Source organism: Pseudoxanthomonas helianthi, assembly GCF_017939625.1.
Lineage (GTDB): Bacteria > Pseudomonadota > Gammaproteobacteria > Xanthomonadales > Xanthomonadaceae > Pseudoxanthomonas_A > Pseudoxanthomonas_A helianthi.
Window position 1 is genome coordinate 529169 of the sequence record NZ_JAGKTC010000003.1, and the last position, 24575, is coordinate 553743.

Consider the following 24575-nt stretch of genomic DNA (forward strand, 5'->3'; position numbering starts at 1 on the left):
CGCTCCCACAAAGGCGCGGTCGGCGGTGTTACCGCAACCTACCGCTGAAACTTCAGGTCGCCGAAATCGTGTGCACATCTCCTTCTCCCCGCATGCGGGGAGAAGGTGGCCGACAGGCCGGATGAGGGGCACGCCCGGAGGTGATGCACTCGGGATGAAGACTGAAATTCGAGTGCGAGAGCCGCGGTTTCCCCGCACTCGATGCGATGTTGCGTCGGAACGGACATCAGCTCCGAGCTGCCCCTCACCCGCCTTCGGCACCCTCTCCCCGCACGCGGGGAGAGGGAGTCCGCGGCGCGGGATTCCCGCGGCCCGAACAGCCGGACCCGTAGCCCTCCCTGCCATTCGTCACCCCGACTTCCGAACTAGACAAAAATGTCTAGACAAGCCTGTCTAGTTGCGATAGCGTGCCGTCATCGCCCCGAACCCCGCTTTCCCGATGGCCAAGCCGCGTACCCCCAAGCCCACGCCCGCCGAACTCGAACTGCTGCGCACGCTGTGGCAGCTCGGTCCCTCCTCGGTGCGCCAGGTGCACGAAGCGCAGCAGCGCGAACGCCCCGACCTGGCCTATGCCAACGTGCTGCGGCTGATGCAGGTCATGCACGGCAAGGGCCTGCTGAAGCGCGATGAAAGCCAGCGTTCGCACGTGTACGCCGCCGCGCAGGCGCAGGGCTCGCTGCAGACGCGTTTGCTGGACGAACTGATCCACAAGGCCTTTGCCGGTTCCGGCAAGGACCTGGTGCTGGCCGCGTTGCGCAGCGACCGGGTCAGCGAGGCAGAACGCGAAGAGATCCAGCGCTTCCTCGAGGAGAACCGCGATGAATGAGTCGCTGTCGCTGCTGATGCCGGCGCTGGCCGGCGCCTTGCTGCATTTCCTCTGGCAGGGCGTGGTGCTCGGCCTGTTCGCCGCACTGGCGCTGGCCTTGCTGCGCAATGCGCGGCCGCAAGCGCGTTACGCCGTCGCCTGCATCGCCTTGCTGGCCTGCGTGGCATGGCCCGCGATCACTCTGCTGCAAACGCTGATGCAAGCGGGCGATGCCGCTGCCGCGAGCACGTTGGCTCGCGTCGGTCTCGACGGCACGCAAACCACGCAGGGATCGGCCACCGGTATCGATGCGGCGCTGCCGCTGCCCGCGTTCGATCCGCAGCCATGGATCGTCGTGCTGTGGGCAGCCGGCGTGTGCCTGCTCTCGCTGCGCATGGCCGGCGGACTGTTGTGGGTGCGGCGTCTGTGCCGCCAGGCGCAGGCCGAAGCCGATGCGCAATGGCAGGCCTGTGTGCAGCGCCTCGCCGCGCGCATGAGCATCGTCCGCAAGGTCGCGTTGCGCATCGGCACCGACGGCGAAGGTCCGTTGACCGCCGGCTGGTGGCGACCGGTGGTGGTGTTGCCGGCGGCGATCGTCGCGCGCATGCCGGCCGACCTGGTCGAAGCCTTGATCGCGCACGAACTGGCCCACGTCCGCCGCCACGATTACCTGGTCAACCTGCTGCAGGGCGCAGTGGAAACGCTGCTGTTCTACCACCCGGTCGTGTGGTGGCTGTCGCACCGCATCCGCATCGAACGCGAGCTGGTCGCCGACGACCTCGCCGCCGCCGCGCTGGGCGAACCGCGCCGCCTCGCCCTGGCCCTTTCCGAACTCGACCGCCACGCCGGTGCCCGGTCGCTCGCTCCCCCAACCCACTACGCGCCGGCCGCGCACGGAGGTCACCTGATGTCCCGCATCCGCCAACTCATCCGCCCCGAACGCCGCGCCATCGGCAGTGCGGTGGCCCTGCCCCTGATCGGCCTGGCTGTCGCCGGCGCCGCGTTCTACGCCCACGCCCAACTCAGCCCGGTGCAGCCGGACGCCGCGCCGCCGGCACAGGCCGCGCGACTGGCGCCTGCCGCTCCGGACACTCCTCCGGCGCCTCCGGTGGCTCCCGCCGCGCCGCTGGCCCCGCCCGCGCCCGATGCCGCCGCGCCCAAGGCGCCGTCCAAGCCGGTCAAGGTCGCCTTCCACGGTCCGCAGGACGGCTATGCGCTCGTGCGCAAGGGCGAGGAAGGTTTCAGCATGACCGGCAACAGCAGCGACGCGGACGACATCGAGGTCGCGCGCAAGGGCATGGACAGCGATTTCATCTGGTTCCGCCGCGACGGCAGGACCTGGGTGATCAGCGACGCCGACACCGTGGCCCGCGCGCGCCAGGCCTGGGCGTCGACCGATGCGCTGGGCAAGCAGATGGAAGGCCTGAGCACGCGCATGCAGCCGCACAGCGACCGGATGGAGGCGCTGGGCAAGCGCATGGAAGCGCTGCACGTCGACGACGCCTTCGCTACGCCGGAAGTGCGCGCCGCCAGCGAGCAGATGCAATCGCTGGGCGAAAAGATGGGCGAACTCGGTCAGCGCCAGGCCCTGCTGGCGATGAAGTCGATCAAGGCGTCGGGTGCGGAACAGGAACGCCTGCAACGCGAACAGGATCAACTGAGCCGCCAGCAAGAGGCCCTGTCCCAGCAGATGGATCGGAATGCCGCGGTGCTCGACGCCGCCAGCAAGCGGATGGAAGCGCAACGCGCGCCGATGGAAGCGCTGGGCCGCGAAATGGAAGACGCCGGCAAGCCGATGGATTCGATCGGCAAGGAAATGGGTGCGCTGGGTTCGCGCATCGAACGCGAAGCCCACATCGCCGACAAGCAGGTGCGCAAGCTGATCGACGAAGCCTACGCCAGCGGCCGCGCGCAACCGGCGCCGACCCGGCGCTAAGCGTCAAGGCGTGGGGCCTCCCCTCAACCCGCCCCACGCCGGCTGCCCGGGCGCTAGCGGAATGCCGCCCCGTTAGCGCCCGGGTGCAGCCTCATCGCGCATCGCGCCGTGACCATGCCTTGAACCTGCGCACCTCCTGCGGCCAGCCGCAGGCTTCGGCCACCTTGCCGGCCCAGAACCGCGCAGCCTGTTCGTCGGACACGTCGATCACGGTGAATCCGCCCACGAACTGCGGCGTGCGCACATACGGCCCGTCGCGGAAGGTCAACGTTCCGCTGGTGGCATCGGCGCAGAAGGCATCCTCGGGATCCTCTTCCAGCCCACCGGCGAACACGTAGACGCCCGCCGCCTTCATCTCGTCCACGACCGCCTTCGCCAGCGGACCGCGCGTACCGAACCATTCCTCGGAATGCTCGCCGACCCACTGCTGGTTGAAGTAGATGAAGTACTCGCTCATGTCGTTTCCCTCGGCTGCGCAGCCATGATGGCCGCCCTCGCCTTCATGACGAATGGAAACCCGGCGCTTCGACACCGTAGGGCGGGCTCAAGCCCGCCTTCCGCCAACCCGCACGACGTCGCCCACCACCCCACCCCAATCCAGCGAATACCCACGCCGCTCCACCCACCCATGGAACGAGGAATGCGGCCAATCGGACACGCGAGCGACGTGCCCATGCTTCACCGGGTTGTAGTGGATGTAATCGACATGGCGACGCAGGTCGTTCGGATCGCGGATCAGGTGTTCCCAATAGCGCCGTTGCCAGATGGCCCGTTCGCGCCGCGACACGCGGTAGGCGGAACGGCGTTCGGTCGCGGGGAGCCGCCGCGAGAATCCCGCCTTGATCTGCGCCCAACGATTGGCGTTATCGGCGTCGCCGTCCGGCAATCTCCACACGCAATGCAGGTGGTCCGGCAGGATCACCCAGGCCAGCAGGATGAACGGCCGCGCCGCCTGGGCCGTGCGGAAGGCGTCGCCCAGCAATTCGATGTGCTCCAGCAGCAGCCGGCGCCGCCGTTCGAGCAGGTTGACGGTGAAGAAGTAGGTGCCGCCGGGACCCAGGCGCGACGGTAGTTCGACATGCCGGCAGCGTGCCGAGACGTGCCATGCGGCGGCGTCGGGAAAAAGCGCGGATCGGTATCGGAAAATGCCGCATCGTGGCGGTGGCATCGCGCACCGGTGGCGGGCCAGGGCCCGCCCTACAACAGCGGTCTTTCGTAGGGCGGGCTCAAGCCCACCCTACGCGGGTTCAAGCCCGCCAAATGTGGGTTGGTTCCCTGTTCGCCTCTTCTGACTACGGGGTACAACCGGAACCTCGCCAAATAACCAGCCCTTGGTTGTAGTTCGCTGTTGCCACATCCTTGCAGCCATCGCCCGACAACTCACCAACAGCTATTGGCGTCATGCCGCCCCAAGTTGCGTAAGGACCGGCGGAGAGCTTCTCTTGACTCAAGGCCATATTGAGTTGTTCGAAATAGCCGATTAGGCCACCGCTACGCAGCGATATCAGGTCCTTTTTCCCATCCCCATTTAGGTCGGCTGCAATCATGGTATCGGGGATATCCGCGGTGTCGGTTGGCGCTGTCGAAGGCAGTAATTCCGGCGTGGCGGTCAGCACGCCGTTTACTTGCCGGAACAAGTAGTACTTACCTCCACTGAAGGAAGTATCGTTTCCGGCCATGACTAGATCGTCGCGACCGTCAGATCCACTGAAATCGCCGACGGCAATAGTCGTCAGACGCTGAAGACCTGCAGGCTTTTGGAAGATAGATTTAATAGGGAATTGACCTGCGCCGTCGCCAAACAAGATTTCGGCCCGCGCGGAAAGTCCCTGCCCAAAGGCAAGCACGAGATCCAACACGCCATCGCCATTGAGATCGCCACGTGCCAGTTCGACGTCCCCATCGCTCGAAGTTGGCTCCAAGTGTTGCCGTGAGTAGCTTCCGGCCTGATCGCCAAAATACAGCGTTAAACCCCATTGCGTCTGTTCACTAGTTTGGTTCTGGGACGCGATGTCCAGATGACCATCACGGTCTGCATCGACGAACACAAAGGAATCGCCCGATATCACTCCGGCGGCGTTTTCGATACGCTTGATCGAATACGCCCGATCTCGGCTCCCGTACAAAATGGACAACCCAGTACGTCGACCGACCACGATGTCTGCTATGCCGTCGGCATTCAGATCGGCCGTCGCAATCGCCGTTCTGCCGCGGACGCCGCCGCTGGCGAAAGTTTCTTCCACCAACGATGAGTAGGGAATTACCAACGGGGCTATTAGCGAGCCATTAGCGGTTTGGTGGAAAACATACAACCGCCAATCATTGCCGGGGTTATTTCCTTGATCCGCGCGGGTAGTGGCGACAATTGCGTCATCCCTCCCATCGCCATCAATATCGGCCACGGCGACAACATCAGGCCATGTATTGGGCCAAACCGGCATCGCATACACCGTCGGGCCAGTCAGGCTGAACCCGGCAGGCGGAGGCGGAGGCGGAGGCGGAGGTGGTGGTGGTGGTGGTGGCGGTGAAATAGAAGCGGAACCACTGCTTGAACCCCCTCCGCCTCCCCCGCCACAGCTGATCAGTGCAACTGACAACGCAGCGATGCCGGTAAGCCGCAATGCTTTGATCAATAGCGTCATCTCGATGCTTCCATACTCAGCGCTGTAGGGCGGACTCAAGCCTGCCTTACGCAGGTTCATTGGACGACCATGCCGCAAGTGGCCCCGCTACAACTGCCGGATTGCACGTCCAGGATAATTGAATGACCGGCATTACCACGCGGATACGGGGTACCGCGGTTGCGCACGAACACCACAGCGTGGGCACCGGTTAGTCCCGACGGAATGATCAGGTCACCGGTGATGACATAGACCTGCATCATGCGCACGCGGTCGTCGAACTCGCGACCGACCGACCGACCGGTCTTGCTGGTGTACGCGCTCTTCCAAGCATTAACGTCACCACTGTTGCCCGGCCGCAACATTCCGGCCCGCACAGCCTCGGTCAGGCCAGCTTCGCCTGGCGAGAAGCTGCGACTGGCTGCTGGCGCCACCGCACGCATCGCAGGCGTGGCTGCGGGCATCGCAGCCGCCGGAAGACCTTGCACGGCACGCATCGCCTGCAGCCGATCCATCAACTCCAGCTTGGCCACCTGCGTGTCGAACTGCATAGCACGCAATACGGAGGACAGCGCCTCTGGTGCAGCGGCGGCTGGTTCGACGGGTGCCAGCCGAGCGCCATCAAACGCCAAGATGCTGCGCAAAGGCGTGGCATGCACCAGACGGGTCGAAGGCAATTGTCCTGCATCCACCTTCGCCAGCGTGGCCGCTGCCGGCACGTAGAGGTAGAGCCCAGGACCACCGCTCGGTAGCCCCGTCGCAACACGCAGCAACAAAGTGTCCGGCATCCGCGTGGGCATGACGTCCATCAGGAACATGGGTTCGAAAGCCACGGTGCGGGCCTGCAGCGTGGCCAGCTGCAACTGCACGAGATTTCGTCCCCCGAAGTAGGCGTACTCGCCCATCACCGCCACGCGCGGCGACCAACCACCGACTCCGGGCATCTGGCCCTCCATCTGTAGCCGTGGCGTGCAGTCGCTGGCTTCGCAGGCGATGGACAGCAGGGCGACGCGATTGTTTCCAAGCAGGACGAAGTCGGTGGGCTTGCCGGGAACCGGGATCAAAGCTGCGAGTGCATGCTGCTGGAGCGGCAATACCGTGTCGCTGCCCGATGCGAAATCATGGAAGGTCGACTTGCCCTTGATCGAATAAACCAGACCGTGGCTTCCCGCGAAGTAGACGCGCGGAGCCTCACTGACCGTGGCCAACACTTCGCCGGTTTCCACGTCCTGCAACAGGGCGCCGCCCGGCTGAGCCCGCGCCAGCACCCGGCCGTTTGATGAAAGCTCCGAGACAACACTGTCGCCGACACGGTCGCCAACGCGCAGTACCTTGCCGTCGTTCAGGTCGACCAGTTCGTCCTTCGATCGAGTCTGCAGCAGTGCGACGCCCGCGGCGTCCGCGAACGCGGCACCGATGATGGTGTCGCTGGCGACGAGCGCGGAAGCGGCCTTGACCGGGACGGTCCGCAACGGCGGCATGCCGGCCAACAAGCCGACCCGCTGCATGCCGAGCCATTGCCGCAACTCCGCATCCGCCTGTACGAAGCAGTCGTCGTTGCCGATGCTTTTCTTAATTGATTCCTGGCTTTCGAAAACGGAAGGCTGGTAGCCCTTTCCGCACTCCAATGCGCGCAACTTCAGCTGCGCGCCATAGCTGGCCTCAAGTGCCTGCCTGCGCTCCGCCGGAAGCGACTGGATGGCCGTGTCGAATGCGGCCTTGGCGGCCTCGACGTCCTTGCCGACCGGGAAGGCCTTGGCAATCCGGTCTTCCGCGCTACCACAACCCGCAAGCAACGCTCCGCACACCACCAAAAGCGCAACGCTGCGCCATGCATCCTTCATGGTGATCCTCCCCCTATCATACCCACCTATCGCGACGCGGCGAGCCGGACGCAAAGGTGGGCAGGTCCATTACATGTTGCGACGGTATTCCCCGCCCACATCGTACAACGCATGGCTGATCTGCCCCAGGCTATGCGTCTTCACCGCCTCGATCAGGCTGGCGAACACGTTCCGCCGTTCCCGCGCCGTGCGCTGAAGATACGCCAGTCCATGCCCGTCGTGGACCTCGCCCTCGGCGGCCGCATCCTCGACCACGTGCCCGTGCTCGGTTTCCCCGGCCGGCGCCAGCCCATTGCGTGACTTCTGCCACGCCTGCACGTTGGCGATCTGCTGGCCCTTTTCCCCTTCCGTCGAACGGATCAGCTCGATCTCGGTCGCGATCTCCCCGCCATGTTCCTTCGGCAGGAACATGTTGACCCCGACCAGCGGCAGGCTGCCGTCGTGCTTCTTGTGCTCGTAGTACAGGCTCTCTTCCTGGATCTTGCCGCGCTGGTACATCGTGTCCATCGCCCCGAGCACGCCGCCGCGCTCGCTGATCGCCTCGAACTCCTTGTAGACGGCTTCCTCGACGATGTCGGTCAGCTTGTCGACGATGAAACTGCCCTGCCACGGGTTCTCGCAGAAGTTCAGCCCCAGCTCCTTGTTGATGATCATCTGGATCGCCACCGCCCGACGCACCGACTCCTCGGTCGGCGTGGTGATCGCCTCGTCGTAGGCATTGGTGTGCAGGCTGTTGCAGTTGTCGAACAGCGCGTATAGCGCCTGCAGCGTGGTGCGGATGTCGTTGAACTGGATTTCCTGCGCGTGCAGCGAACGGCCTGACGTCTGGATGTGGTACTTCATCATCTGGCTGCGTTCGTTGCCGCCGTAGCGCTCGCGCATCGCCCGCGCCCAGATGCGCCGCGCGACCCGGCCGATCACCGTGTATTCCGGATCCATGCCGTTGCTGAAGAAGAACGACAGGTTCGGCGCGAAGTCGTCGATCTTCATCCCGCGCGCCAGGTAGTACTCGACGATGGTGAAACCGTTCGAAAGGGTGAACGCCAGCTGCGAAATCGGGTTCGCCCCGGCCTCGGCGATGTGGTAGCCAGAGATCGACACCGAATAGAAGTTGCGCACCTTCTGCTCGACGAAATACTGCTGGATGTCGCCCATCATGCGCAGGGCGAACTCGGTGCTGAAGATGCAGGTGTTCTGCGCCTGGTCTTCCTTGAGGATGTCGGCCTGCACCGTGCCGCGCACGCTGGCCAGGGTCTCGGCCTTGATCCGCGCGTAGGTCTGCGCATCGACCAGCTGGTCCCCGGTGACGCCGAGCAGGCCCAGGCCCAGGCCGTTGTTGGTCGGCGGCAGGTCGCCGTGGTAACGCGGACGTTCGCGGCCTTCGAAGAACTTCGCGATCTTCGCTTCGGCTTCCGCCCAGCGCGCCGGGTCTTCCTTCAAGTACTTCTCGACCTGCTGGTCGATGGCGGTGTTCATGAACATCGCCAGGATGATCGGCGCGGGGCCGTTGATGGTCATCGACACGCTGGTGGTCGGCGCGCACAGGTCGAAGCCGGAATACAGCTTCTTCATGTCGTCCAGGGTCGGGATGTTGACCCCCGAGTTGCCGATCTTGCCGTAGATGTCCGGGCGCGGCGCCGGGTCCTCGCCGTACAGGGTCACACTGTCGAACGCGGTCGACAGGCGCGCGGCCGGCTGGCCGACGCTGAGGTAGTGGAAGCGGCGGTTGGTGCGCTCCGGCGTGCCTTCGCCGGCGAACATGCGGATCGGATCCTCGCCGGTGCGGCGGTACGGATACACGCCGCCGGTGTACGGATAGGAACCGGGCAGGTTTTCCTTGCCGAGGAAGGTCAGCAGCTCGCCCCACGACTTGTAGGTCGGCGCGGCGATCTTCGGGATCTGCTGGTGGCTCAGCGATTCGCGGTAGTTCTCGACCTTGATCGCCTTGCCGCGGACCTCGTATTCGTTGACCTCGTCGGTGATCGACTTCAATCGCGCCGGCCACTCGCGCAGCAGGCGCAGCGATTCGGACGACAGCGCCTGCACGGCGTCGTTGTAGCGCTGGCGCAGGGTCAGCAACGAACGATCGACCCCCTCCCCCGCTTGCGGGGGAGGGTTGGGGTGGGGGTGCGCGACTGCGGAAGCATCGTCAGCTGCCGGCTTGCCCCCATCCCGGCCTTCCCCCGCACGCGGGGGAAGGAGCAAAGCGTCGGCTGGATAAAGTTCGAGCTGCTTCGGCAGCTTCGCGTCGCCGATTTCCGAAAGCGCCTGCCAGAACGCCTGCGCGCGGTCGGCGGCTTCGGCCTGCTTTTCGATGCCGGCGTTGATCGCCCGGCCCTGCTCCGCGATCTCGGCCAGGTAGCGCACGCGCGCGCCCGGGATCAGCACGGTGGCGCGCGGTTCCTTCAGCGAGGTGTCGATGGCCGGGGTCCACTTCTCCGCCGGCAGGTGCAGCTTGTCGCGCAGCAGCCGGCACAGGTTGGCGAACATCCAGCTGATGCCGGGGTCGTTGAACTGGGAGGCGATGGTCGGGTACACCGGCACGTCGGCGTCCGCGGTCTGGAACGCGTTGCGGTTGCGCTTCCACTGCTTGCGCACGTCGCGCAGCGCGTCCTCGGCGCCGCGCTTGTCGTACTTGTTCAGCACGATCAGCTCGGCGTAGTCGAGCATGTCGATCTTCTCGAGCTGGCTGGCCGCGCCGTAGTCGCTGGTCATCACGTACATCGGGAAATCGACCAGGTCGACGATCTCCGAATCCGACTGGCCGATGCCCGCGGTCTCGACGATCACCAGGTCGTAGGCCAGCGACTTGAGGAAGCCAATGCAGTCCTTCAGCACCGCGTTGGTCGCCACGTTCTGCCGGCGCGTGGCCATCGAGCGCATGTACACGCGGTGGCTGCGCAGCGAGTTCATGCGGATGCGGTCGCCGAGCAGCGCGCCGCCGCTGCGGCGGCGGGTCGGGTCGACCGAGACCACGGCGATGCGCATCTGCGGGAAGCTGGACAGGAAGCGGTTCAGCAGTTCGTCGGTGACGCTGGACTTGCCGGCGCCGCCGGTGCCGGTGATGCCGACCACCGGGGTCTTGCCGCCGGCCAGCTGCCATTCCTTGCGCAGCCGCGACAGCTCGGCTTCGGCGTATTCGCCGTCCTCGAGCGACGACAGCACGCGGCCGATGCCGATTTCATCGTCGATGCCCGGCGCGTGTTCGCCGCGCCCGCGTTCCGAGCCACCGCGTGCGTCGCCGGCGCGCTTGACCACGTCCTCGATCATCTCGACCAACCCCATCTTCATGCCGTCGTTGGGGTGGTAGATGCGCTCGACGCCGTAGGCTTCGAGCTCGCGGATTTCCTCGGGGGTGATGGTGCCGCCGCCGCCGCCGAATACGCGCACGTGGGCCGCGCCCTTCTCCTTCAGCATGTCGACCATGTACTTGAAGTACTCGACGTGGCCGCCCTGGTAGCTGGACAGGGCGATGGCGTCGGCGTCTTCCTGCAGCGCGGCGCGGACCACGTCCTCGACGCTGCGGTTGTGGCCCAGGTGGATCACCTCGGCACCCTGCGCCTGGATCAGCCGGCGCATGATGTTGATCGCGGCGTCGTGGCCGTCGAACAGGCTGGCCGCGGTGACGAAGCGCAGCGGGGTGGGTTCGGGCTGGGCCTGGGGGACGTTTGCGGCGGGCGTGCTCATGCGGTCGGGCCATGCGGTCGTAACGGTTTCAATTGTAACCCCGCTACGACCCCGGCCAGTTCACGGGCACGGCCCCCGCCCCGCCGCCGTTGCGGCGACGGGGCATCCGGCGATCACTTCACTTCATCGAACACGTATTCGTGCTGGCCGTCGCGCACCACCAGGCGCCGCACGCCGTCCTTGTCGGTCCGCACGAACGGGAAACCGAACGCCTGCGGATCGACCGTCATGAAGGCCAGGCTGCCGTCGGGCTGGGGCATGGTCGCCACCACCGAATCGAAGCTGCCGACGTCGAAGAAGGTCTTGCCGTCCTTGTGGCTGACCAGCAGGTCGCCCAGCGCGGCGTTGCGGTAGCGCGTCGCCAGTCCGGCCAGGGCCTGGTCGTCGGCCGGCCACTGGATCAGCTTGCGCTGCGCCTCGAAGGCCTCGCGGTCGGCCTTGGCATTGGCGGCGGCGGTGGCCTCGGCCTGCGGCTCGCCGTCGAACATCAGCTCCATCAGCCGGCGCTTGAACGGACCGCGCAGCATCACGCCCTCGTCGGCATTGGTCAGGATCACCGCGCCGACCTTCTGCGCCGGCCACCACATCATGTTGGAGTGGAAGCCGCCCATGTCGCCGCCGTGGTCGATCACGGTCACGCCGTCGCTCTTGTCCACCATCAGCGCCATCGCGTAGTTGCGGTCCACGCCCAGCGCGATCTGCGGCTCGCGGCGCTGCATCAGCGCGGCTTCGCCGATGTAGCGCTTGCCGTCCGCCAGCGTGCCGCGGTCGATTTCCATCTGCACGTACTTGAGCAGGTCGTTGACCGTGCTCCAGGCGGCGCCGGCCGGGCGCGAGGCGATGATGGTGTCGTTCAGGCCCATGCCCATGACCTGGACCTTGTGGTCGATGTCGTAGCCGTGCGGCGCGGCGTAATCGCCGCTCTGCGCCTTCGCGTAATCGAAGGTCGTGTTGGCCATGCCCAGCGGATCGAACACCAGCGCCTGCATCGCACGATCGTAGCCCGCGCCGAGTTCGCTGCCCGGGTTCGCAACCTGGCCGCCGATGTAGCCGGCGGCGGCGGCCATCGGGTTGGAATACTGGAACAGCTCGCCGAAGGCGCTGGTCGGCTGCATGGTGCCGAGCGTGGCCATCACCGTTTCCGGCGTCTGTTTCTCGCCTTCGAACAGCCACTCGTAGTCCTGGCGCGGCACGCCGGTGCAGGCGCAGATCAGGTGCTTGACCAACACCTTGCCGGTGGTGTCGGCATTGCCCAGCTTGAACGCGGGATACACGTCGACCGCGCGCGCGTTCCAGTCCAGCTTGCCGGCATCGACCAGCTTGGCCAGCATCAGCGTGGTCAGCGCCTTGGTGTTGGAGGCGATCATGAAGCGGGTGTCGCCATCCACCGGTTCCGGCTTGCCGAGCTGTCGCACGCCGAAGCCGCGCGACATCACCACCTTGCCGTCCTGGACGATGCCGATGGCGACGCCGGGGACTTCGAAGTCCTGGCGCATGCGTTCGACGAAATCGGCGACCTGCTGCAGGCGCGCCGCGTCCAGCTTGTGCGCGGTGCGTCCGGCGAAAGTCTCGCGCACGTAGCCGGCCGGCTGCAGTCGCTGGCCGATCTTGCCGGTCTGCGAAGCGCGCTTCTCGGCGATGGCCTGGTCCAGGTCCACCGCCATCACCGTCCACGCCTTGCCCTTGCGATAGGCGCCGGCATAGACCACGCGCTTGGCGTTCTGCGGTACGTCGTAGTCGTAGAAGCGCCGCTGTTCCCAGCCGTCCTTCGGCGCCGCGTCGGTGGCGACCAGGGACTTGGGCGACAGGCCGAGCAGTTTCCAAGCCTCAGCGACCGCCTGGTCGGGCGTGTCCGCGGCCGCGTCGACGATGGCGATGCGCGAGCCGTCGGCCTCCGGCGGGGTGACGACCATCGCCTCGCCCTGCACCTGCCGGGCCCAGCCGGCAGGCAGGACGAAGGTGGTGCCCCGTGGCGTGGCCGATGGCTGGTCGGCGGCAGAGGCCGTTTCCGCGGCCATGGCCGGCGCGAACGGGGCCAGGACCAGCATCGATGCGAACAGATTCCGTGCGGCGTACTTCAACCAGCGTTGCATACGACCTCCCGTGGGAATGTTGCGGCGCCTACCCTACTGCGATTCGCTCTGGAAACGGCGTCGGCGGGGGTGTTCGGTCACCGGTCGAGCGGGCCATCGCGGCCGCGCTTCCGTGCCGCCATCTGGCGATTGGATTAGACTGGCCCCGCGCGACGCCGGGGGACCTGCCCGTTACCGTCGCTTTTTTGTTTTAAGGTCAACAGGTTAGGCGTAACCCGCAGTACTTGCACCGGCACCGAACCGGCGCAGATTGGAGCCCTTCCCCATGATTTTCGAAACGCTGGAAACCTCCGGGCACGAACAGGTCCTGTTCTGCCACAACCCCGATGCCGGGCTGAAGGCGATCATCGCCATCCACAACACCGTGCTGGGCCCCGCGCTGGGCGGCGTGCGCATGCGCCACTACGCCGGTACCGAGGATGCGCTGCGCGACGCCCTGCGGCTCAGCCGCACCATGACCTACAAGAACGCGTTGGCCGGCCTGAACGTCGGCGGCGGCAAGGCGGTGGTGATCGGCGAGCCGTCGAAGGACAAGACCGAAGCGCTGTTCCGCAGCTTCGGCCGCTACGTCGATTCGCTGGGCGGCCGCTATATCACCGCCGAGGACGTCGGCACCGACGTCAACGACATGGAACTGGTCTACCGCGAGACCGAGTACGTGGTCGGCGTGCACCAGGTGCACGGTGGCTCCGGCGACCCGGCCCCGTTCACCGCCTACGGCGCGCTGCAGGGCCTGATGGCCGCGCTGAACCGCAAGTTCGGCAACGAGGAAATCGGCAGGTACAGCTACGCCGTGCAGGGCCTGGGCCACATCGGCATGGAGTTCGTCAAACTGCTGAAGGAACGCGGCGCCAAGCTGTTCGTCGCCGACCTGAACCCGGCGCTGGTCGAGCGCGCGGTGGACGAATACGGCGCCGAGGCGGTCAAGCCGGACGAGATCTACGACGTCGCCGCCGACGTGTTCTCGCCCTGCGCGCTGGAATACGCGATCAATGAACAGACCCTGCCGCGGCTGAAGGCCAAGGTGGTCTGCGGCACCGCCAACAACCAGATGTCGCACGCCACCGGCGTGGAGGCGATGAAGCGCGGCATCCTGTACGCGCCCGACTACGCGGTCAACGCCGGCGGCGTGATGAACGTGTCGCTGGAGATCGATGGCTACAACCGGGAACGCGCGATGCGCCTGATGCGCAACATCTACCACACGGTCGGCAAGATCTTCGACCTGGCCGACAAGGAAGGCATCGCCCCGCAATACGCCGCCGACCGCATCGCCGAGGCGCGCATCGAGTCGATCGGCAAGCTGAAGCTGCCGCTGGGCCGCACCGCACCGCGCTTCATGGGACACCTGCGCGGCGAACACTGACGCCGCGCACCGCTGGCCGCAAACAGGAGGGAGGCCCTAATGCGACCGAACGCTTTTCCGCTGGGCGAGGAACTCGACGCCCTGCGCGATGCCGTGCGCCGCTTCGCCGAAGCCGAAATCGCGCCGCGCGCGGCGCAGATCGACCACGACAACTGGTTCCCCCAGGACCTGTGGCCGAAGCTCGGCGAACTGGGCCTGCTCGGCATCACCGTGCCCGGCGAATACGGCGGCAGCGAGATGGGCTACCTCGCCCACCTGGTGGCGATGGAAGAGATTTCGCGCGCCTCCGGCTCGGTCGGCCTGAGCTACGGCGCGCACTCCAACCTGTGCGTCAACAACCTGTACGCCAACGGCAACGAGGCGCAGCGCAACAAGTACCTGCCGAAGCTGTGCAGTGGCGAGTGGAAGGGCGCGCTGGCGATGAGCGAGCCGGGCGCAGGTTCGGACGTGGTCGGTTCGATGTCGTGCCGCGCCGAGCCGAAGGGCGACGCATGGGTCGCCAACGGCAACAAGATGTGGATCACCAACGGCCCCGAAGCCGACGTGCTGATCGTGTACATGCGCACCGCCGGCAAGGACGCGGGCAGCAAGTGCATGACCGCGTTCATCGTCGAGAAGGGCATGCCGGGCTTTTCCACCGCGCAGAAGCTGGACAAGCTGGGCATGCGCGGCAGCAACACCTGCGAGCTGGTGTTCGAGAACTGCGAGATCCCGGCAGAGAACGTGCTGGGCGCGGTGAACCACGGGGTCAAGGTGCTGATGTCCGGGCTGAACACCGAACGCCTGGTACTCAGCGGCGGCCCGCTCGGCCTGATGCAGGCGGCGCTGGACATCGCCCTGCCCTACGTGCGCGAGCGCAAGCAGTTCGACGCGGCGATCGGCACCTTCGGCATCATGCAAGCGAAGATCGCCGACATGTACACCGCGCTGCAGTCCTCGCGCGCCTACGCCTACCAGGTGGCGCGCGACTTCGACGCCGGGCACAAGAGCCGGGTCGACGCCGCTTCATGCCTGCTGCATGCCAGCGATTCCGCCGTGCAGGTCGCGCTGGAGGCGATCCAGGCGCTGGGCGGCAACGGCTACATCAACGAATACCCGACCGGCCGCATCCTGCGCGACGCCAAGCTCTACGCCATCGGCGCCGGCACCAACGAAATCCGCCGCATGCTGATCGGGCGCGAGTTGTTCGAAGACCGCGGCTGAGTATCGCTTTGGTGGGAGGTTGTGGGAGCAAAAGCCGCTCCCACCAAGCCCGCTTCCGCTGGAACCCGGATCAGGGGATGTTGCGCGTCTGCCCTTCCCCGCGCACGACGAAACGCTCGACGGTCAGCGCCTCCAGCCCCATCGGACCGTAGGAATGCAGGCGCGTGGTCGAGATGCCGATCTCCGCGCCCAGGCCGAGTTCGCCGCCGTCGCTGAAACGCGACGAGGCGTTGACCATCACCACTGCCGAACGCAGCGATTCGACGAACTTGCGCGCATGAGCATCGTCGCGGGTGACGATCACTTCGGTATGGTCGGAGCCGTACCTGCGGATGTGGTCGATGGCCTCGTCCAGCGAATCGACCACGCGCACGGCGATGATCAGGTCGAGGAATTCGGCGGCGTAGTCGTCTTCGGTCGCGGGCTTCGCATCCGCCACCAGCGCAGCCGCGCGTTCGTCGGCGCGGATTTCCACGCCGCGCTCCCGCAGGGCCTGCGCGGCCTTCGGCAGGAAGCCGTCGGCGATGTCGCGGTGGACCAGCAACGTTTCCAGCGAATTGCACGCGCTGGGGCGCGATACCTTGCCGTCGACCAACAAGCGCAGCGCGAGGACTTCGTCGGCGCCCGCATCGACGTACTGGTGGCAGACGCCCTTGTAGTGCTTGATCACCGGCACGCGCGCGTGTTCGGCGACGAAACGGATCAGGCCTTCGCCGCCTCGCGGGATGGCCAGATCGACGATGTCGGTCAGTTGCAGCAGCTCCAGGATGGTCTCGCGGCGCAGGTCCTCGACCAGGGTCAGCGCGGCTTCGGGCAGGCCGGCTTCGCGCAGGGCGCGCTTCAGCGAGGCGGCGATGGCGGTGTTGGAGTGGATCGCCTCGGAGCCGCCGCGCAGGATCACGCCGTTGCCGGCCTTCAGGCACAGCGCCGCGGCATCGGCGGTGACGTTGGGCCGCGCCTCGTAGATCATCGCGATCACGCCCAGCGGCACGCGCACGCGTTCGACCACGATGCGGTTCGGCCGTGTTTCGCGACGGGTGACCAGACCGACCGGATCGGGCAAGGACGCGACTTCGCGCAACGCGTCGGCGATGCCGCCCAGGCGCTGCGGGTCCAGCCGCAGCCGGTCGGCCATCGCGCTGCCGATGCCCTTGGTTTCCGCGGCGGCGATGTCCCGCGCATTGGCGGCGAGGATCGCATCGGCGTCGTCCAGCAACGCCTGCGCCATCGCCTGCAGCAGGGCGTTCTTGGCTTCGGTGGAGAGCTGGGCGACGGCTTGCGCGGCGTCGCGGCAGGCCAGTGCAAGTGATTTGATATCGCTCATACAGATTCCGATAGAGACTTCGGTGTGGGAGCGACGTAAGTCGCGAATGCTCTTTCTCGCGCCCCGCAATTGCCGTTCGCGACTTACGTCGCTCCCACACCGATTCCAGTTACAAAAGAACGAGATCGTCGCGGTGGATCACGTTCTCGCCGTAGTTGTAGCCCAGCACCGCCTCGATGTCGCGTGAATGGCGCCCGGCGATGCGGCGGATGTCGGCGGCCGAATACTGGCTGACCCCGCGCGCGACGCGACGCTCGCCACCCTCGCCCTTCGCCACCACCTCGACCATGTCGCCGCGACGGAAATCGCCTTCCGCGCCGAGCACGCCGCCGGGCAGCAGCGAAGCGCCCTTCTCGCCCATCGCCCGCGCGGCGCCGGCATCGACCAGGATGCGCCCCGGTTCCAGCGGCACGTGGCTCAGCCAGTACTTGCGCGCGGCCAGGCGGTTCTGCGCGGCGCGGAAGCGCGTGCCGTTGAGCGTGCCGCGCGCCAGCCTGGCCAGCGTGTCCGCACGGGTGCCGTTGAACAAAAAGGTTTCGATGCCCGCCGCGCCCGCCTTCGCCGCCGCTTCCAGCTTGGTGCGCATGCCGCCGGTGCCGACGCCGCTGCCGGCGCCGCCGGCCATGGCGAAGAACGCCGGCGTCAGCGCCTCGACCTCGTCGATCGGTTGCGCATCCGCATCGGTGCGCGGGTTGGCCGAATAGAAGCCGTCGATGTCGGTGGCGATGAACAGCGCGTCGGCATCGACCAGCGCCGCGACGATCGCGGCGAGGTTGTCGTTATCGCCGAGCTTCAGTTCGTCGACCGACACCGTGTCGTTCTCGTTGACGACCGGGATCGCCCCAAGTTGCAGCAACTCCATCAGCGTGGCCCGCGCATTGAGGTAGCGCCGGCGGTTGCGCAGGTCGTCGTGGGTCAGCAGCACCTGGGCGACCGGATGGGAGAAGAAGCGTTGCCACAGGCCGATCAGCTGCGCTTGGCCCAGCGCGGCGAGCGCCTGGCGTTCCGCCATCGCCGCGCCCGCCGTGGCCTGGCGATGCAGCAGGCCCCGTCCGGCCGCGACCGCGCCGGACGACACGATCACGACTTCGCGGCCTTCGGCCTGGCTGGCGGCGACGAACTGGGCCAGGTTCAGCGCATGGCGCGGACTGAGCCCCTCGCCTTCGGCGGCCAGCAGGCTGCTGCCCACCTTCAATACCGCGCGCCGCCAGTTCGGCAGGGTCTGGTCGGCGAAGCTGGCGCGGGCGGCGTTCATCGGATCAGCGTGCGTTCCATTCGTGGACGGTCAATTCCGACGATCCGCGGATCGCCAGCGGATCGCGGGCAACGATGGCCCGCGCTTGCTCCAGCGAACCGACGTTGCGCAACAGATAGGCGCCGCCGGATTTGTCGCTGAAGCCACCGGTCAGTTCCAACTGGCCGGTCGCGCGCAATTCGTCGAGGAAGACCTGGTGCGGTGCAATCACCGATTCGTCGAAATCGGGCCGCCGCATCGCCAGGACCAGGTAACGGGTGGTCATGCCGGCATTCCTCCGGTCGCGGGAGCGGCTTCACGGTCGCCATGCGCGCGCGGCGCGGAGACCACCAGGAAGCGGACATCGGCGGCGGAACGATTGCGCATCTGGTGCGCCTGCCCCGGCGGCACGTGCAGGCCCTGGCCTGCGCCGAGCCGATGTTCCTGCCCTTCCAGCTCCAGTTCGGCTTCGCCCGCCAGCACGTAGAAAAACTGGCGCGAACGGGCATGCCGATGGCGCAGCTCCTCGGTTCCGGGCGGCATGCGCTCTTCGATCACGCTCAGGTCGTCGCCCTTGAGCAGATGCCAGCCATCGCAGCCCTGGCCCCAGGTGTAGTGTTCGGCGCAGGCGTGGCTGACGGGATCCATGGCTCAGGCCCCGAGCGCCGCGAAACGCGCGTTCAATTCTTCCAGGCGCAGGTCGGCCGCGGCGCCGGGCGAAACGCGCGCGGCCAGGCTGGATTCGGGCGTGCGGCCCTGCCCCGCCGAATCGGCCGACGCGGCGGCGGCCTTGTAGGCCTCGCGGAACGGCACGCCGGCGATGGCGGCTTCAACGGCGACGTCGGTGGCGTACATGCCCGAATCGATCGCCGCACGCAGCCGGTCTTCGCGCCATTCGAGGTTGGCCAGCAGCGCCGGCAGCAGCTCCAGCGCGGGCAGGCCGCGGCTGAAGCCGTGGAAAATCGCGCCCTTCGACGCCTGCAGGTCGCGATGGTAGCCGGACGGCAGCGACAGCAGCTGTTCGATCTCGGTGCGCGCCGCGGCGACGCTAGCGTGGGTGGCGCGCATCAGCTCGATCACGTCGGGGTTGCGCTTGTTCGGCATGATCGAACTGCCGGTGGTGTACTGCGCCGGCAGCGCTACGAAGCCGAACTCGGCGCTGGTGAACAGCGACAGGTCCCAGGCGATGCGGCGCAGGTCGAGCGTGGCGCTGCCGAGCGCTTCCAGCGCGGCCAGCTCGAACTTGCCGCGCGAGAGCTGCGCGTAGATCGGCGATACCTGCATCCGCGCGAAGCCGAGCGCCTCGGTGGTGTGTGCGCGGTCGAGCTTCAGGTTGACGCCGTAGCCGGCGGCGGTGCCCAGCGGATTGGCGTCGACCAGTTCCAGGGTATCGGCGGCGCGGATCGCATTGTCGATGAAGGCCTCGGCCCAGCCGGCCCACCACATGCCGGCGGACGACACCACGGCGCGCTGGATATGGGTGTAACCCGGGATCGGCAGGTCCTTCTCGGCCTGTGCGCGGTCGAGCGCGACCCTGGCGATCTCGCGCGAGAGTCCGGCGACACGCGCCAGCTTTTCCTTGAGCCACAGCCGCGTCGCCACCAGGATCTGGTCGTTGCGGCTGCGCCCGGTGTGGATCTTGCGGCCGGCGTCGCCGAGGCGCTCGGTCAGGCGGAACTCGATGGCGGAATGGCCGTCCTCGTAGCGTTCGTCGAGGACGAAATCGCCGTTGCGGAAATCCTCGGTCAAGGTCGCGAGTTCACGCTTGAGCCCTGCCAGCTCGTCGGCCGTCAGGATGCCGATGCGCTGCAGGCCTTCCGCGTGCGCGGTGCTCGCGGCGATGTCGTGCAGGAAGAACTCGCGGTCCAGCAGCACGTCGTCGCCGGCCAGGAACTTCTGGATCTGCGCATCGACCGCCACGCCGGGTTTTTGCCACAACAAGTCAGACATCTTGGTTTCCTCGTTGGGTGGGCCGCGACCCACCTTGGAATTTTTCGCGATCCGCGAACGGCGGGCCAGGGCCCCGCCCTACGCTGAAAAGAAATCCTGCGGCGGAATGCTGGCCAATTCGTCGAAACCGAACGCGAGGTTCAAATTCTGCATCGCCTGCGTCGCGGCGCCCTTCAGCAGGTTGTCCAGCGTGGCGACCACGACCAGGCGCTTGCCGCCCGGCGCCACGGTGAAGCCGCCGATCTCGACGCCGTGCTTGCCGGCGATGCGGCTGACCCAGGGCGCGTCGTCGGTCACGCGCACCAGCGGCTCGCCGGCGTAGCGCTGGCGATACAGCTCGCGCACTTCCTCCACCTTCACCGGCTGCTGCAGCCACAGGTTCACGGTCATGGTGATGCCGCGAAAATGCGGGGCGACATGCGGCATGAACTCGACCGGCACGCCGAGCTGGCGCGAGACCTCGCGCTCGTGCATGTGGTCGGCCAGCGCATACGGCATCAGGTTGTCGCGCAGCAGCTCGGGATTGTTCTTGTCCGACGGCGTGGTGCCGGCGCCGGAATAGCCGGACACGCCGAAGCATTGCGGCGGACCGGCCAGCCGGTCGAGCAACGGGGCGATGGCCAGCTGCATCGCCGTGGCGTAGCAGCCCGGATTGCTGACGCGCTTCTGCCCGGCGTATTTGCCGCGGGTCAGTTCCGGCAGGCCGTAGTACCAACCATCATCGAAACGATAGTCGGCGGACAGGTCAACGATGACAGGATTCGCCTTCGCCGCGTCGATCGCCGCCACGTATTCGGCGGCCTTGCCATTCGGCAGCGCCAGCACGATGGCGTCGACGCCCTTCGCCGCGACGGCTTCGGGCGACAGGTTCTCGTAACGCAGCTCGCCGGCATAGGCGGCATTGTGTTCGCGAACTGGCTGGCCATCCAGTTCGCGCGACGAGACGAAGGCCAGCGCGAATTGCGGATGGTTGGCGATCAGCCTGATCAGCTCGCTGCCAGTGTGGCCGCGCGCGCCGACGATGCCGATAGTGGTCTTGCTCATGCCGGAACCTCGTGCGATTGCAGTTTCGCCAGCAGGCCGCGTTGCACCTCGGGCCACTCGCTGTCGATGATCGAAAACACCACCGTGTCGCGCGGACTGCCGTCGGCGTGGCGCTTGTGGTGGCGCAGGATGCCGTCCTGCTTCGCGCCGAGCCGGGCGATGGCGGCGCGCGAACGCGCGTTGTGCGAGCTGGTCTCGAACGTGACGCAGATGCACCCGAGCGTCTCGAAGGCATGCCGCAGCAACAGCAGCTTGGCCTCGGTGTTCACGCCGCTGCGCTGCACGCGCGGCGCGTACCAGGTGTAGCCGATGCTGAGCCGCGGCACCTCGGGCTCGAAACCGTAGAATCGGGTGGTCCCGACCACTTCACCGTCGGCATCGAGCGCCGCGAACGGCAACACCTTGCCTTCTGCCTGCGCTTGCAGCGCGGCCGCGACGTAGCCTTCCACGCCCTCGACCGACGGCGTGTTGGTGAACCACAGGTTCTCCAGGCCTTCATGGTCGCGCGCCCGGCGCAAGCCGGCGACGTGATCCGCGGAAAGCGGCACGAGCGAAACGTGCCGGCCCTTCAGGGTGGGCACTTCGCGCCAGGCCTGCGTCGGCGTCGCGGCGGCCATCAGTCGATCCAGCTCGCCGGCCGCGTCGCGGTGTGCTGCGCGCAGCGGGCGATGTCGGCGAGGTCGTCGATGCCGTACCAGAACAGCTTCCACTTCTCCTGCTTGATGCAGCCGTCGGACTCGGCGTAGTAGAAGATGTTGACCTGGTTGTTGTGGCGCGAGCGCCAGAACATCTTCGGGTTCTCCTCGCGGGCCACGTGCCAGACCGCGCGGCCCAGGCCCTCGCCCTGCGCTTCGTCGAGCACGGCGAATTTGTCGAGGTAGGCGAAACCTTCTTCCCGGGTCAGGATCATCGCCGCGCGGTAGTTCTCGCTGACGTAGATCCGGAACGGCACGGTCTTTTCGAAATAGTCCGGCTGCAGCGTGCGGCCGAAGCTGGACTCGATCAGTTCCCGCATCCGGTCCACGTCCACCCCCTGCCACGAGTCGAAGCGCAGCACGCGCTCGCCCATGCGCACCAACGTGCCCGAACCCTTGTGGGTGAACAGTTCCTTGGTCAGCTCGTCCGGCCGGGTGATCGACACCGACGAAGTCAGCGGCAACACGTCGAGCAGGTCCTTGATCTGTTCGATCTTCACCTTCATGCCGCCGTTGATCCACGGCTGCCGCATCAGCTCGTCGTACTCGGTCGACAGGTTGATCGAGTCGATGACCTTGCCGTTGGCGTCGAGCAGGCCGCCGGTGCCGGTCAGGAACACGATCTTGTACGGCTGCAGGGTCTTGACCAGTTCGTTCGCGGCCCAGTCGGCGTTGATGTTGAGGTACTGGCCGCCGGCGGTGACGCCGAGGCTGGCGATCACCGGGATCGCGCCGAGGCGGATCGCCGCTTCGATGCCTTCGACCTCGACCCGGCTGACCCGGCCGACCAGCCCGTACTTTTCCCGATCGAGGAATTCGGCCTCGAACACGCCGGTGGTCAGCGAGGTGGCGTGCACGCCCTGCGCGTGCAGTTCGTCGACCAGGTTCATGTTTTCGCGGCGCATCACCTTGCGCACCACGCCCAACGCTTCATCGCCGGTGAACCGCAGGCCATCGACGACCTGCTTGGGAATGCCGGCGGCGGTCAGTTCTTCGTCCAGCTGCGGACCGGCGCCGTGGATGACGATCGGGGTCAGGCCGACCTGCTGCAGGAACGCCAACGACGACACCAGCGCGTCCATGTCTTCGCGCAGCACCGCGCCGCCGACCTTGACCACAGCGAAACGCTTGGCGTCGATCTGCGAGAACCGCTTCAGGTATTGGTCGATTTCCTTGGCGCTGCCCAGGTTCGACAGCAGCTTGACGATGGTCTGCCGGGTCTGCTTGTTCGATTCGATGTTCATTTGGCGAAGATCTGTTGCACGGTGTCGGCGTAATGCCGCAGTTGTTCGAGGGAAACCCATTCGTCGGCGGTGTGCGCCTGGGCGATGTCGCCGGGTCCGTAGACCAGCGCGGTCAAACCGGCTTGCGAGAACAGCGAGGCTTCGGTCCAGAAATCGACCGCGTTGCCGACCGGCAGGCCGAGTTCATCGGCCAGGTCGCGCGCGGCGAGGCGGCGTTCTTCCGCGCGGGCCACGTCGCCAGACGGCAGCGAGGGGCCGCGGAACGTCTCTTCGTACTCGGCCAGCGCATCCGCGTCGGCGAAGCCGCGGAAGGTCGCGTGCAGCTCGGCGAAATCCTGCGAGGGCAGCGGCCGGAAGCCGAAGCGCACTTCGGCGGACGGGGCGATGATGTTCGCCTTGATCCCGCCTTCGACCTTGCCGACGTTGAAGCGCAGTCCGGTCAGCCCGCCGAAGCGCAGGTGTTTCTGCGCTTCCACGTAGTCCAGCGCCGACGCGCCCCAGCGCATCGCCTGGTGCAACGCGCTCAGCGACATGGCGTTCTCGGCCGAGGCGTGGCCGGCCTGGCCCTTGAACGCCATGCGCACCGCGCTGATGCCGCGATGGGCCAGCACCGCTTCGCCGCAGGTCGGCTCGGCGATGATCGCTTCGCCGAAGCCATGGTCGCGAGTTAGGAACGCGGCGATGCAGCGCGGATCGTTGGCTTCCTCGTCGCTGCTGAACAACAGCGCGGCATCGCCCGGTTGCGCCTGTACCGCGGCGATCAGCGCGGCCGCCGCGCCCTTGATGTCGCAGGCGCCGAGTCCGATGGCGCGGTCTTCGGTGACGCGCAGCCTCAGCGGATCGGCGGTCCATGCCGGCGATGACGGCACCGTGTCCAGGTGCACGTTGAACACGCGCTTCGGCTGCCCGCGCACGGCGAACAGCGACACCGCGCCGGCGCCGTGGTCGGTCACTTCGACCCTAAAGTCCGGCAACTGCGCGCGGATGTAGTCGAAGATGCCGCCGGTGGTGATCGCGCGCGGCGGGTTGCGGGTGTCGAAGGACACCAGCGCTTCGAGGTGCTTGAGCGTGGTTGCGAGCGTGGTCATGCGGTTCGTGCCTGCACGTAGATGTCGGGACGCAACACTTCCATCAGCGTTTGCGGCCTGGCCGGCGCGTCGAAGCCGTACTGCGCATACAGCCCGTGCGCATCGGACGTGGCCAGCATGAACCGGCGCAGCCCCTGCAACTGCGGGTGCGCCATGATTTCGGCGACCAGCTGCTTGCTGTAGCCACGACCGCGATGTTCCGGCAGCACGAACACGTCGGCCAGGTAGGCGAAGGTCGCGAAGTCGGAAACGACCCGCGCGAACGCCACCTGCCCCGCGCCTTTGACATAGCCGCCGAAGCACAGCGAGCCGGCGATTGCACGCGCCACCGTTTCCTCCGGGATGCCCTGGCTCCAGTAGGCCTCGGCGGAGAGGAAGCGGTGGATCAGCGGCAGGTCCAGTTCCGCCTTGTCCGTGCTGATGCGAAGTTCGCTCATCGAT

General features: G+C 66.8%; 20 protein-coding genes. 4 read left to right on the plus strand and 16 right to left on the minus strand.

Annotated features, from left to right (window positions below):
- The first annotated feature begins 439 nt into the window (after positions 1–439).
- Together J5837_RS14285 and J5837_RS14290 are read left to right on the plus strand one after the other, a co-directional pair.
- Entirely contained in the window at positions 440–826 is a 387-nt protein-coding gene (locus J5837_RS14285; protein WP_210537431.1) for a BlaI/MecI/CopY family transcriptional regulator, read from the plus strand.
- On the plus strand, positions 819–2741 hold the full coding sequence (locus J5837_RS14290; protein ID WP_210537432.1) for a M56 family metallopeptidase: 1923 nt from the start codon (positions 819–821) through the stop codon (positions 2739–2741). The genes J5837_RS14285 and J5837_RS14290 overlap by 8 nt, the downstream gene beginning before the upstream one ends.
- A 91-nt stretch (positions 2742–2832) precedes the next feature.
- Here the strand turns inward: J5837_RS14290 and J5837_RS14295 are convergent, their stop codons facing one another.
- From J5837_RS14295 to J5837_RS14320, 6 genes are all read right to left on the minus strand, one after another.
- Positions 2833–3198: a YciI family protein gene (locus J5837_RS14295; protein WP_210537433.1), complete on the minus strand. Its 366-nt coding sequence runs from the start codon at positions 3196–3198 to the stop codon at positions 2833–2835.
- Positions 3199–3285: 87 nt separating this feature from the next.
- Positions 3286–3909: an REP-associated tyrosine transposase gene (locus J5837_RS14300; protein WP_244755966.1), complete on the minus strand. Its 624-nt coding sequence runs from the start codon at positions 3907–3909 to the stop codon at positions 3286–3288.
- A gap of 124 nt (positions 3910–4033) precedes the next feature.
- Positions 4034–5182 carry an FG-GAP repeat domain-containing protein gene (locus J5837_RS14305; protein WP_210537434.1) on the minus strand — a complete coding sequence of 383 codons (1149 nt, stop codon included), beginning with the start codon at positions 5180–5182 and terminating at the stop codon, positions 4034–4036.
- A gap of 257 nt (positions 5183–5439) precedes the next feature.
- Positions 5440–7206: a hypothetical protein gene (locus J5837_RS14310; protein ID WP_210537435.1), complete on the minus strand. Its 1767-nt coding sequence runs from the start codon at positions 7204–7206 to the stop codon at positions 5440–5442.
- Between the two features lie 69 nt (positions 7207–7275).
- The gene (locus tag J5837_RS14315; RefSeq protein WP_210537436.1) at positions 7276–10893 is read right to left on the minus strand and encodes a methylmalonyl-CoA mutase family protein; all 3618 of its coding nucleotides are present in this window, start codon (positions 10891–10893) and stop codon (positions 7276–7278) included.
- 113 nt (positions 10894–11006) lie between these two features.
- Positions 11007–12986: a serine hydrolase domain-containing protein gene (locus tag J5837_RS14320; RefSeq protein ID WP_244755967.1), complete on the minus strand. Its 1980-nt coding sequence runs from the start codon at positions 12984–12986 to the stop codon at positions 11007–11009.
- Between the two features lie 265 nt (positions 12987–13251).
- On the opposite strand from J5837_RS14320, the gene J5837_RS14325 reads away from it, so the two are divergent.
- Positions 13252–14352 carry a Glu/Leu/Phe/Val dehydrogenase gene (locus tag J5837_RS14325; protein ID WP_210537437.1) on the plus strand — a complete coding sequence of 367 codons (1101 nt, stop codon included), beginning with the start codon at positions 13252–13254 and terminating at the stop codon, positions 14350–14352.
- Positions 14353–14391: 39 nt separating this feature from the next.
- Complete coding sequence (locus J5837_RS14330; RefSeq protein WP_210537438.1) at positions 14392–15555, plus strand: isovaleryl-CoA dehydrogenase; 1164 nt, start codon at positions 14392–14394, stop codon at positions 15553–15555.
- A gap of 70 nt (positions 15556–15625) precedes the next feature.
- On the opposite strand, the gene J5837_RS14335 is transcribed toward J5837_RS14330, so the two are convergent.
- The 10 genes from J5837_RS14335 to J5837_RS14380 all read right to left on the minus strand — a co-directional run bounded on the left by J5837_RS14335 (position 15626) and on the right by J5837_RS14380 (position 24571).
- A complete protein-coding gene (locus tag J5837_RS14335; RefSeq protein WP_210537439.1) occupies positions 15626–16879 on the minus strand; it encodes a glutamate-5-semialdehyde dehydrogenase in 1254 nt (417 codons plus the stop codon).
- Positions 16880–16988: 109 nt separating this feature from the next.
- Positions 16989–18134, minus strand: a complete 1146-nt coding sequence (gene proB, locus J5837_RS14340) for a glutamate 5-kinase (RefSeq protein WP_210537440.1) — start codon at positions 18132–18134, stop codon at positions 16989–16991.
- Between the two features lie 4 nt (positions 18135–18138).
- A complete protein-coding gene (locus J5837_RS14345) occupies positions 18139–18399 on the minus strand; it encodes a YciI family protein (protein WP_210537441.1) in 261 nt (86 codons plus the stop codon).
- Positions 18396–18761, minus strand: coding sequence for a cupin domain-containing protein (locus J5837_RS14350; RefSeq protein WP_210537442.1), 366 nt, complete (start codon positions 18759–18761; stop codon positions 18396–18398). The genes J5837_RS14345 and J5837_RS14350 overlap by 4 nt, the downstream gene beginning before the upstream one ends.
- A 3-nt stretch (positions 18762–18764) precedes the next feature.
- Positions 18765–20063, minus strand: coding sequence for an argininosuccinate lyase (gene argH, locus J5837_RS14355; RefSeq protein WP_210537443.1), 1299 nt, complete (start codon positions 20061–20063; stop codon positions 18765–18767).
- Positions 20064–20141: 78 nt separating this feature from the next.
- A complete protein-coding gene (gene argC, locus J5837_RS14360) occupies positions 20142–21107 on the minus strand; it encodes an N-acetyl-gamma-glutamyl-phosphate reductase (RefSeq protein WP_210537444.1) in 966 nt (321 codons plus the stop codon).
- A complete protein-coding gene (locus J5837_RS14365) occupies positions 21104–21724 on the minus strand; it encodes a GNAT family N-acetyltransferase (RefSeq protein ID WP_210537445.1) in 621 nt (206 codons plus the stop codon). The genes argC and J5837_RS14365 overlap by 4 nt, the downstream gene beginning before the upstream one ends.
- Positions 21724–23046, minus strand: a complete 1323-nt coding sequence (locus J5837_RS14370; protein ID WP_210537446.1) for an acetylglutamate kinase — start codon at positions 23044–23046, stop codon at positions 21724–21726. Before J5837_RS14370 ends, J5837_RS14365 begins: the two co-directional genes overlap by 1 nt.
- Positions 23043–24134, minus strand: a complete 1092-nt coding sequence (locus tag J5837_RS14375) for an acetylornithine deacetylase (RefSeq protein ID WP_210537447.1) — start codon at positions 24132–24134, stop codon at positions 23043–23045. Before J5837_RS14375 ends, J5837_RS14370 begins: the two co-directional genes overlap by 4 nt.
- Positions 24131–24571, minus strand: coding sequence for a GNAT family N-acetyltransferase (locus J5837_RS14380; protein WP_210537448.1), 441 nt, complete (start codon positions 24569–24571; stop codon positions 24131–24133). The genes J5837_RS14375 and J5837_RS14380 overlap by 4 nt, the downstream gene beginning before the upstream one ends.
- Positions 24572–24575 lie beyond the last annotated feature (4 nt).

What these genes read in the sequence shown, in the direction of transcription:
- J5837_RS14370 (WP_210537446.1), bottom strand. Translation starts at nt 23,046, where the DNA reads ATGAACATCGAATCGAACAAGCAGACCCGGCAGACCATCGTCAAGCTG.
- J5837_RS14365 (WP_210537445.1), bottom strand. Translation starts at nt 21,724, where the DNA reads ATGGCCGCCGCGACGCCGACGCAGGCCTGGCGCGAAGTGCCCACCCTG.
- J5837_RS14305 (WP_210537434.1), bottom strand. Translation starts at nt 5,182, where the DNA reads ATGCCGGTTTGGCCCAATACATGGCCTGATGTTGTCGCCGTGGCCGAT.
- J5837_RS14295 (WP_210537433.1), bottom strand. Translation starts at nt 3,198, where the DNA reads ATGAGCGAGTACTTCATCTACTTCAACCAGCAGTGGGTCGGCGAGCAT.
- J5837_RS14315 (WP_210537436.1), bottom strand. Translation starts at nt 10,893, where the DNA reads ATGAGCACGCCCGCCGCAAACGTCCCCCAGGCCCAGCCCGAACCCACC.
- proB (WP_210537440.1), bottom strand. Translation starts at nt 18,134, where the DNA reads ATGAACGCCGCCCGCGCCAGCTTCGCCGACCAGACCCTGCCGAACTGG.
- J5837_RS14300 (WP_244755966.1), bottom strand. Translation starts at nt 3,909, where the DNA reads ATGCCACCGCCACGATGCGGCATTTTCCGATACCGATCCGCGCTTTTT.
- J5837_RS14350 (WP_210537442.1), bottom strand. Translation starts at nt 18,761, where the DNA reads ATGGATCCCGTCAGCCACGCCTGCGCCGAACACTACACCTGGGGCCAG.
- J5837_RS14325 (WP_210537437.1), top strand. Translation starts at nt 13,252, where the DNA reads ATGATTTTCGAAACGCTGGAAACCTCCGGGCACGAACAGGTCCTGTTC.
- J5837_RS14375 (WP_210537447.1), bottom strand. Translation starts at nt 24,134, where the DNA reads ATGACCACGCTCGCAACCACGCTCAAGCACCTCGAAGCGCTGGTGTCC.
- J5837_RS14330 (WP_210537438.1), top strand. Translation starts at nt 14,392, where the DNA reads ATGCGACCGAACGCTTTTCCGCTGGGCGAGGAACTCGACGCCCTGCGC.
- J5837_RS14320 (WP_244755967.1), bottom strand. Translation starts at nt 12,986, where the DNA reads ATGCAACGCTGGTTGAAGTACGCCGCACGGAATCTGTTCGCATCGATG.
- J5837_RS14335 (WP_210537439.1), bottom strand. Translation starts at nt 16,879, where the DNA reads ATGAGCGATATCAAATCACTTGCACTGGCCTGCCGCGACGCCGCGCAA.
- J5837_RS14285 (WP_210537431.1), top strand. Translation starts at nt 440, where the DNA reads ATGGCCAAGCCGCGTACCCCCAAGCCCACGCCCGCCGAACTCGAACTG.
- J5837_RS14380 (WP_210537448.1), bottom strand. Translation starts at nt 24,571, where the DNA reads ATGAGCGAACTTCGCATCAGCACGGACAAGGCGGAACTGGACCTGCCG.
- argH (WP_210537443.1), bottom strand. Translation starts at nt 20,063, where the DNA reads ATGTCTGACTTGTTGTGGCAAAAACCCGGCGTGGCGGTCGATGCGCAG.
- J5837_RS14310 (WP_210537435.1), bottom strand. Translation starts at nt 7,206, where the DNA reads ATGAAGGATGCATGGCGCAGCGTTGCGCTTTTGGTGGTGTGCGGAGCG.
- J5837_RS14290 (WP_210537432.1), top strand. Translation starts at nt 819, where the DNA reads ATGAATGAGTCGCTGTCGCTGCTGATGCCGGCGCTGGCCGGCGCCTTG.
- J5837_RS14345 (WP_210537441.1), bottom strand. Translation starts at nt 18,399, where the DNA reads ATGACCACCCGTTACCTGGTCCTGGCGATGCGGCGGCCCGATTTCGAC.
- argC (WP_210537444.1), bottom strand. Translation starts at nt 21,107, where the DNA reads ATGAGCAAGACCACTATCGGCATCGTCGGCGCGCGCGGCCACACTGGC.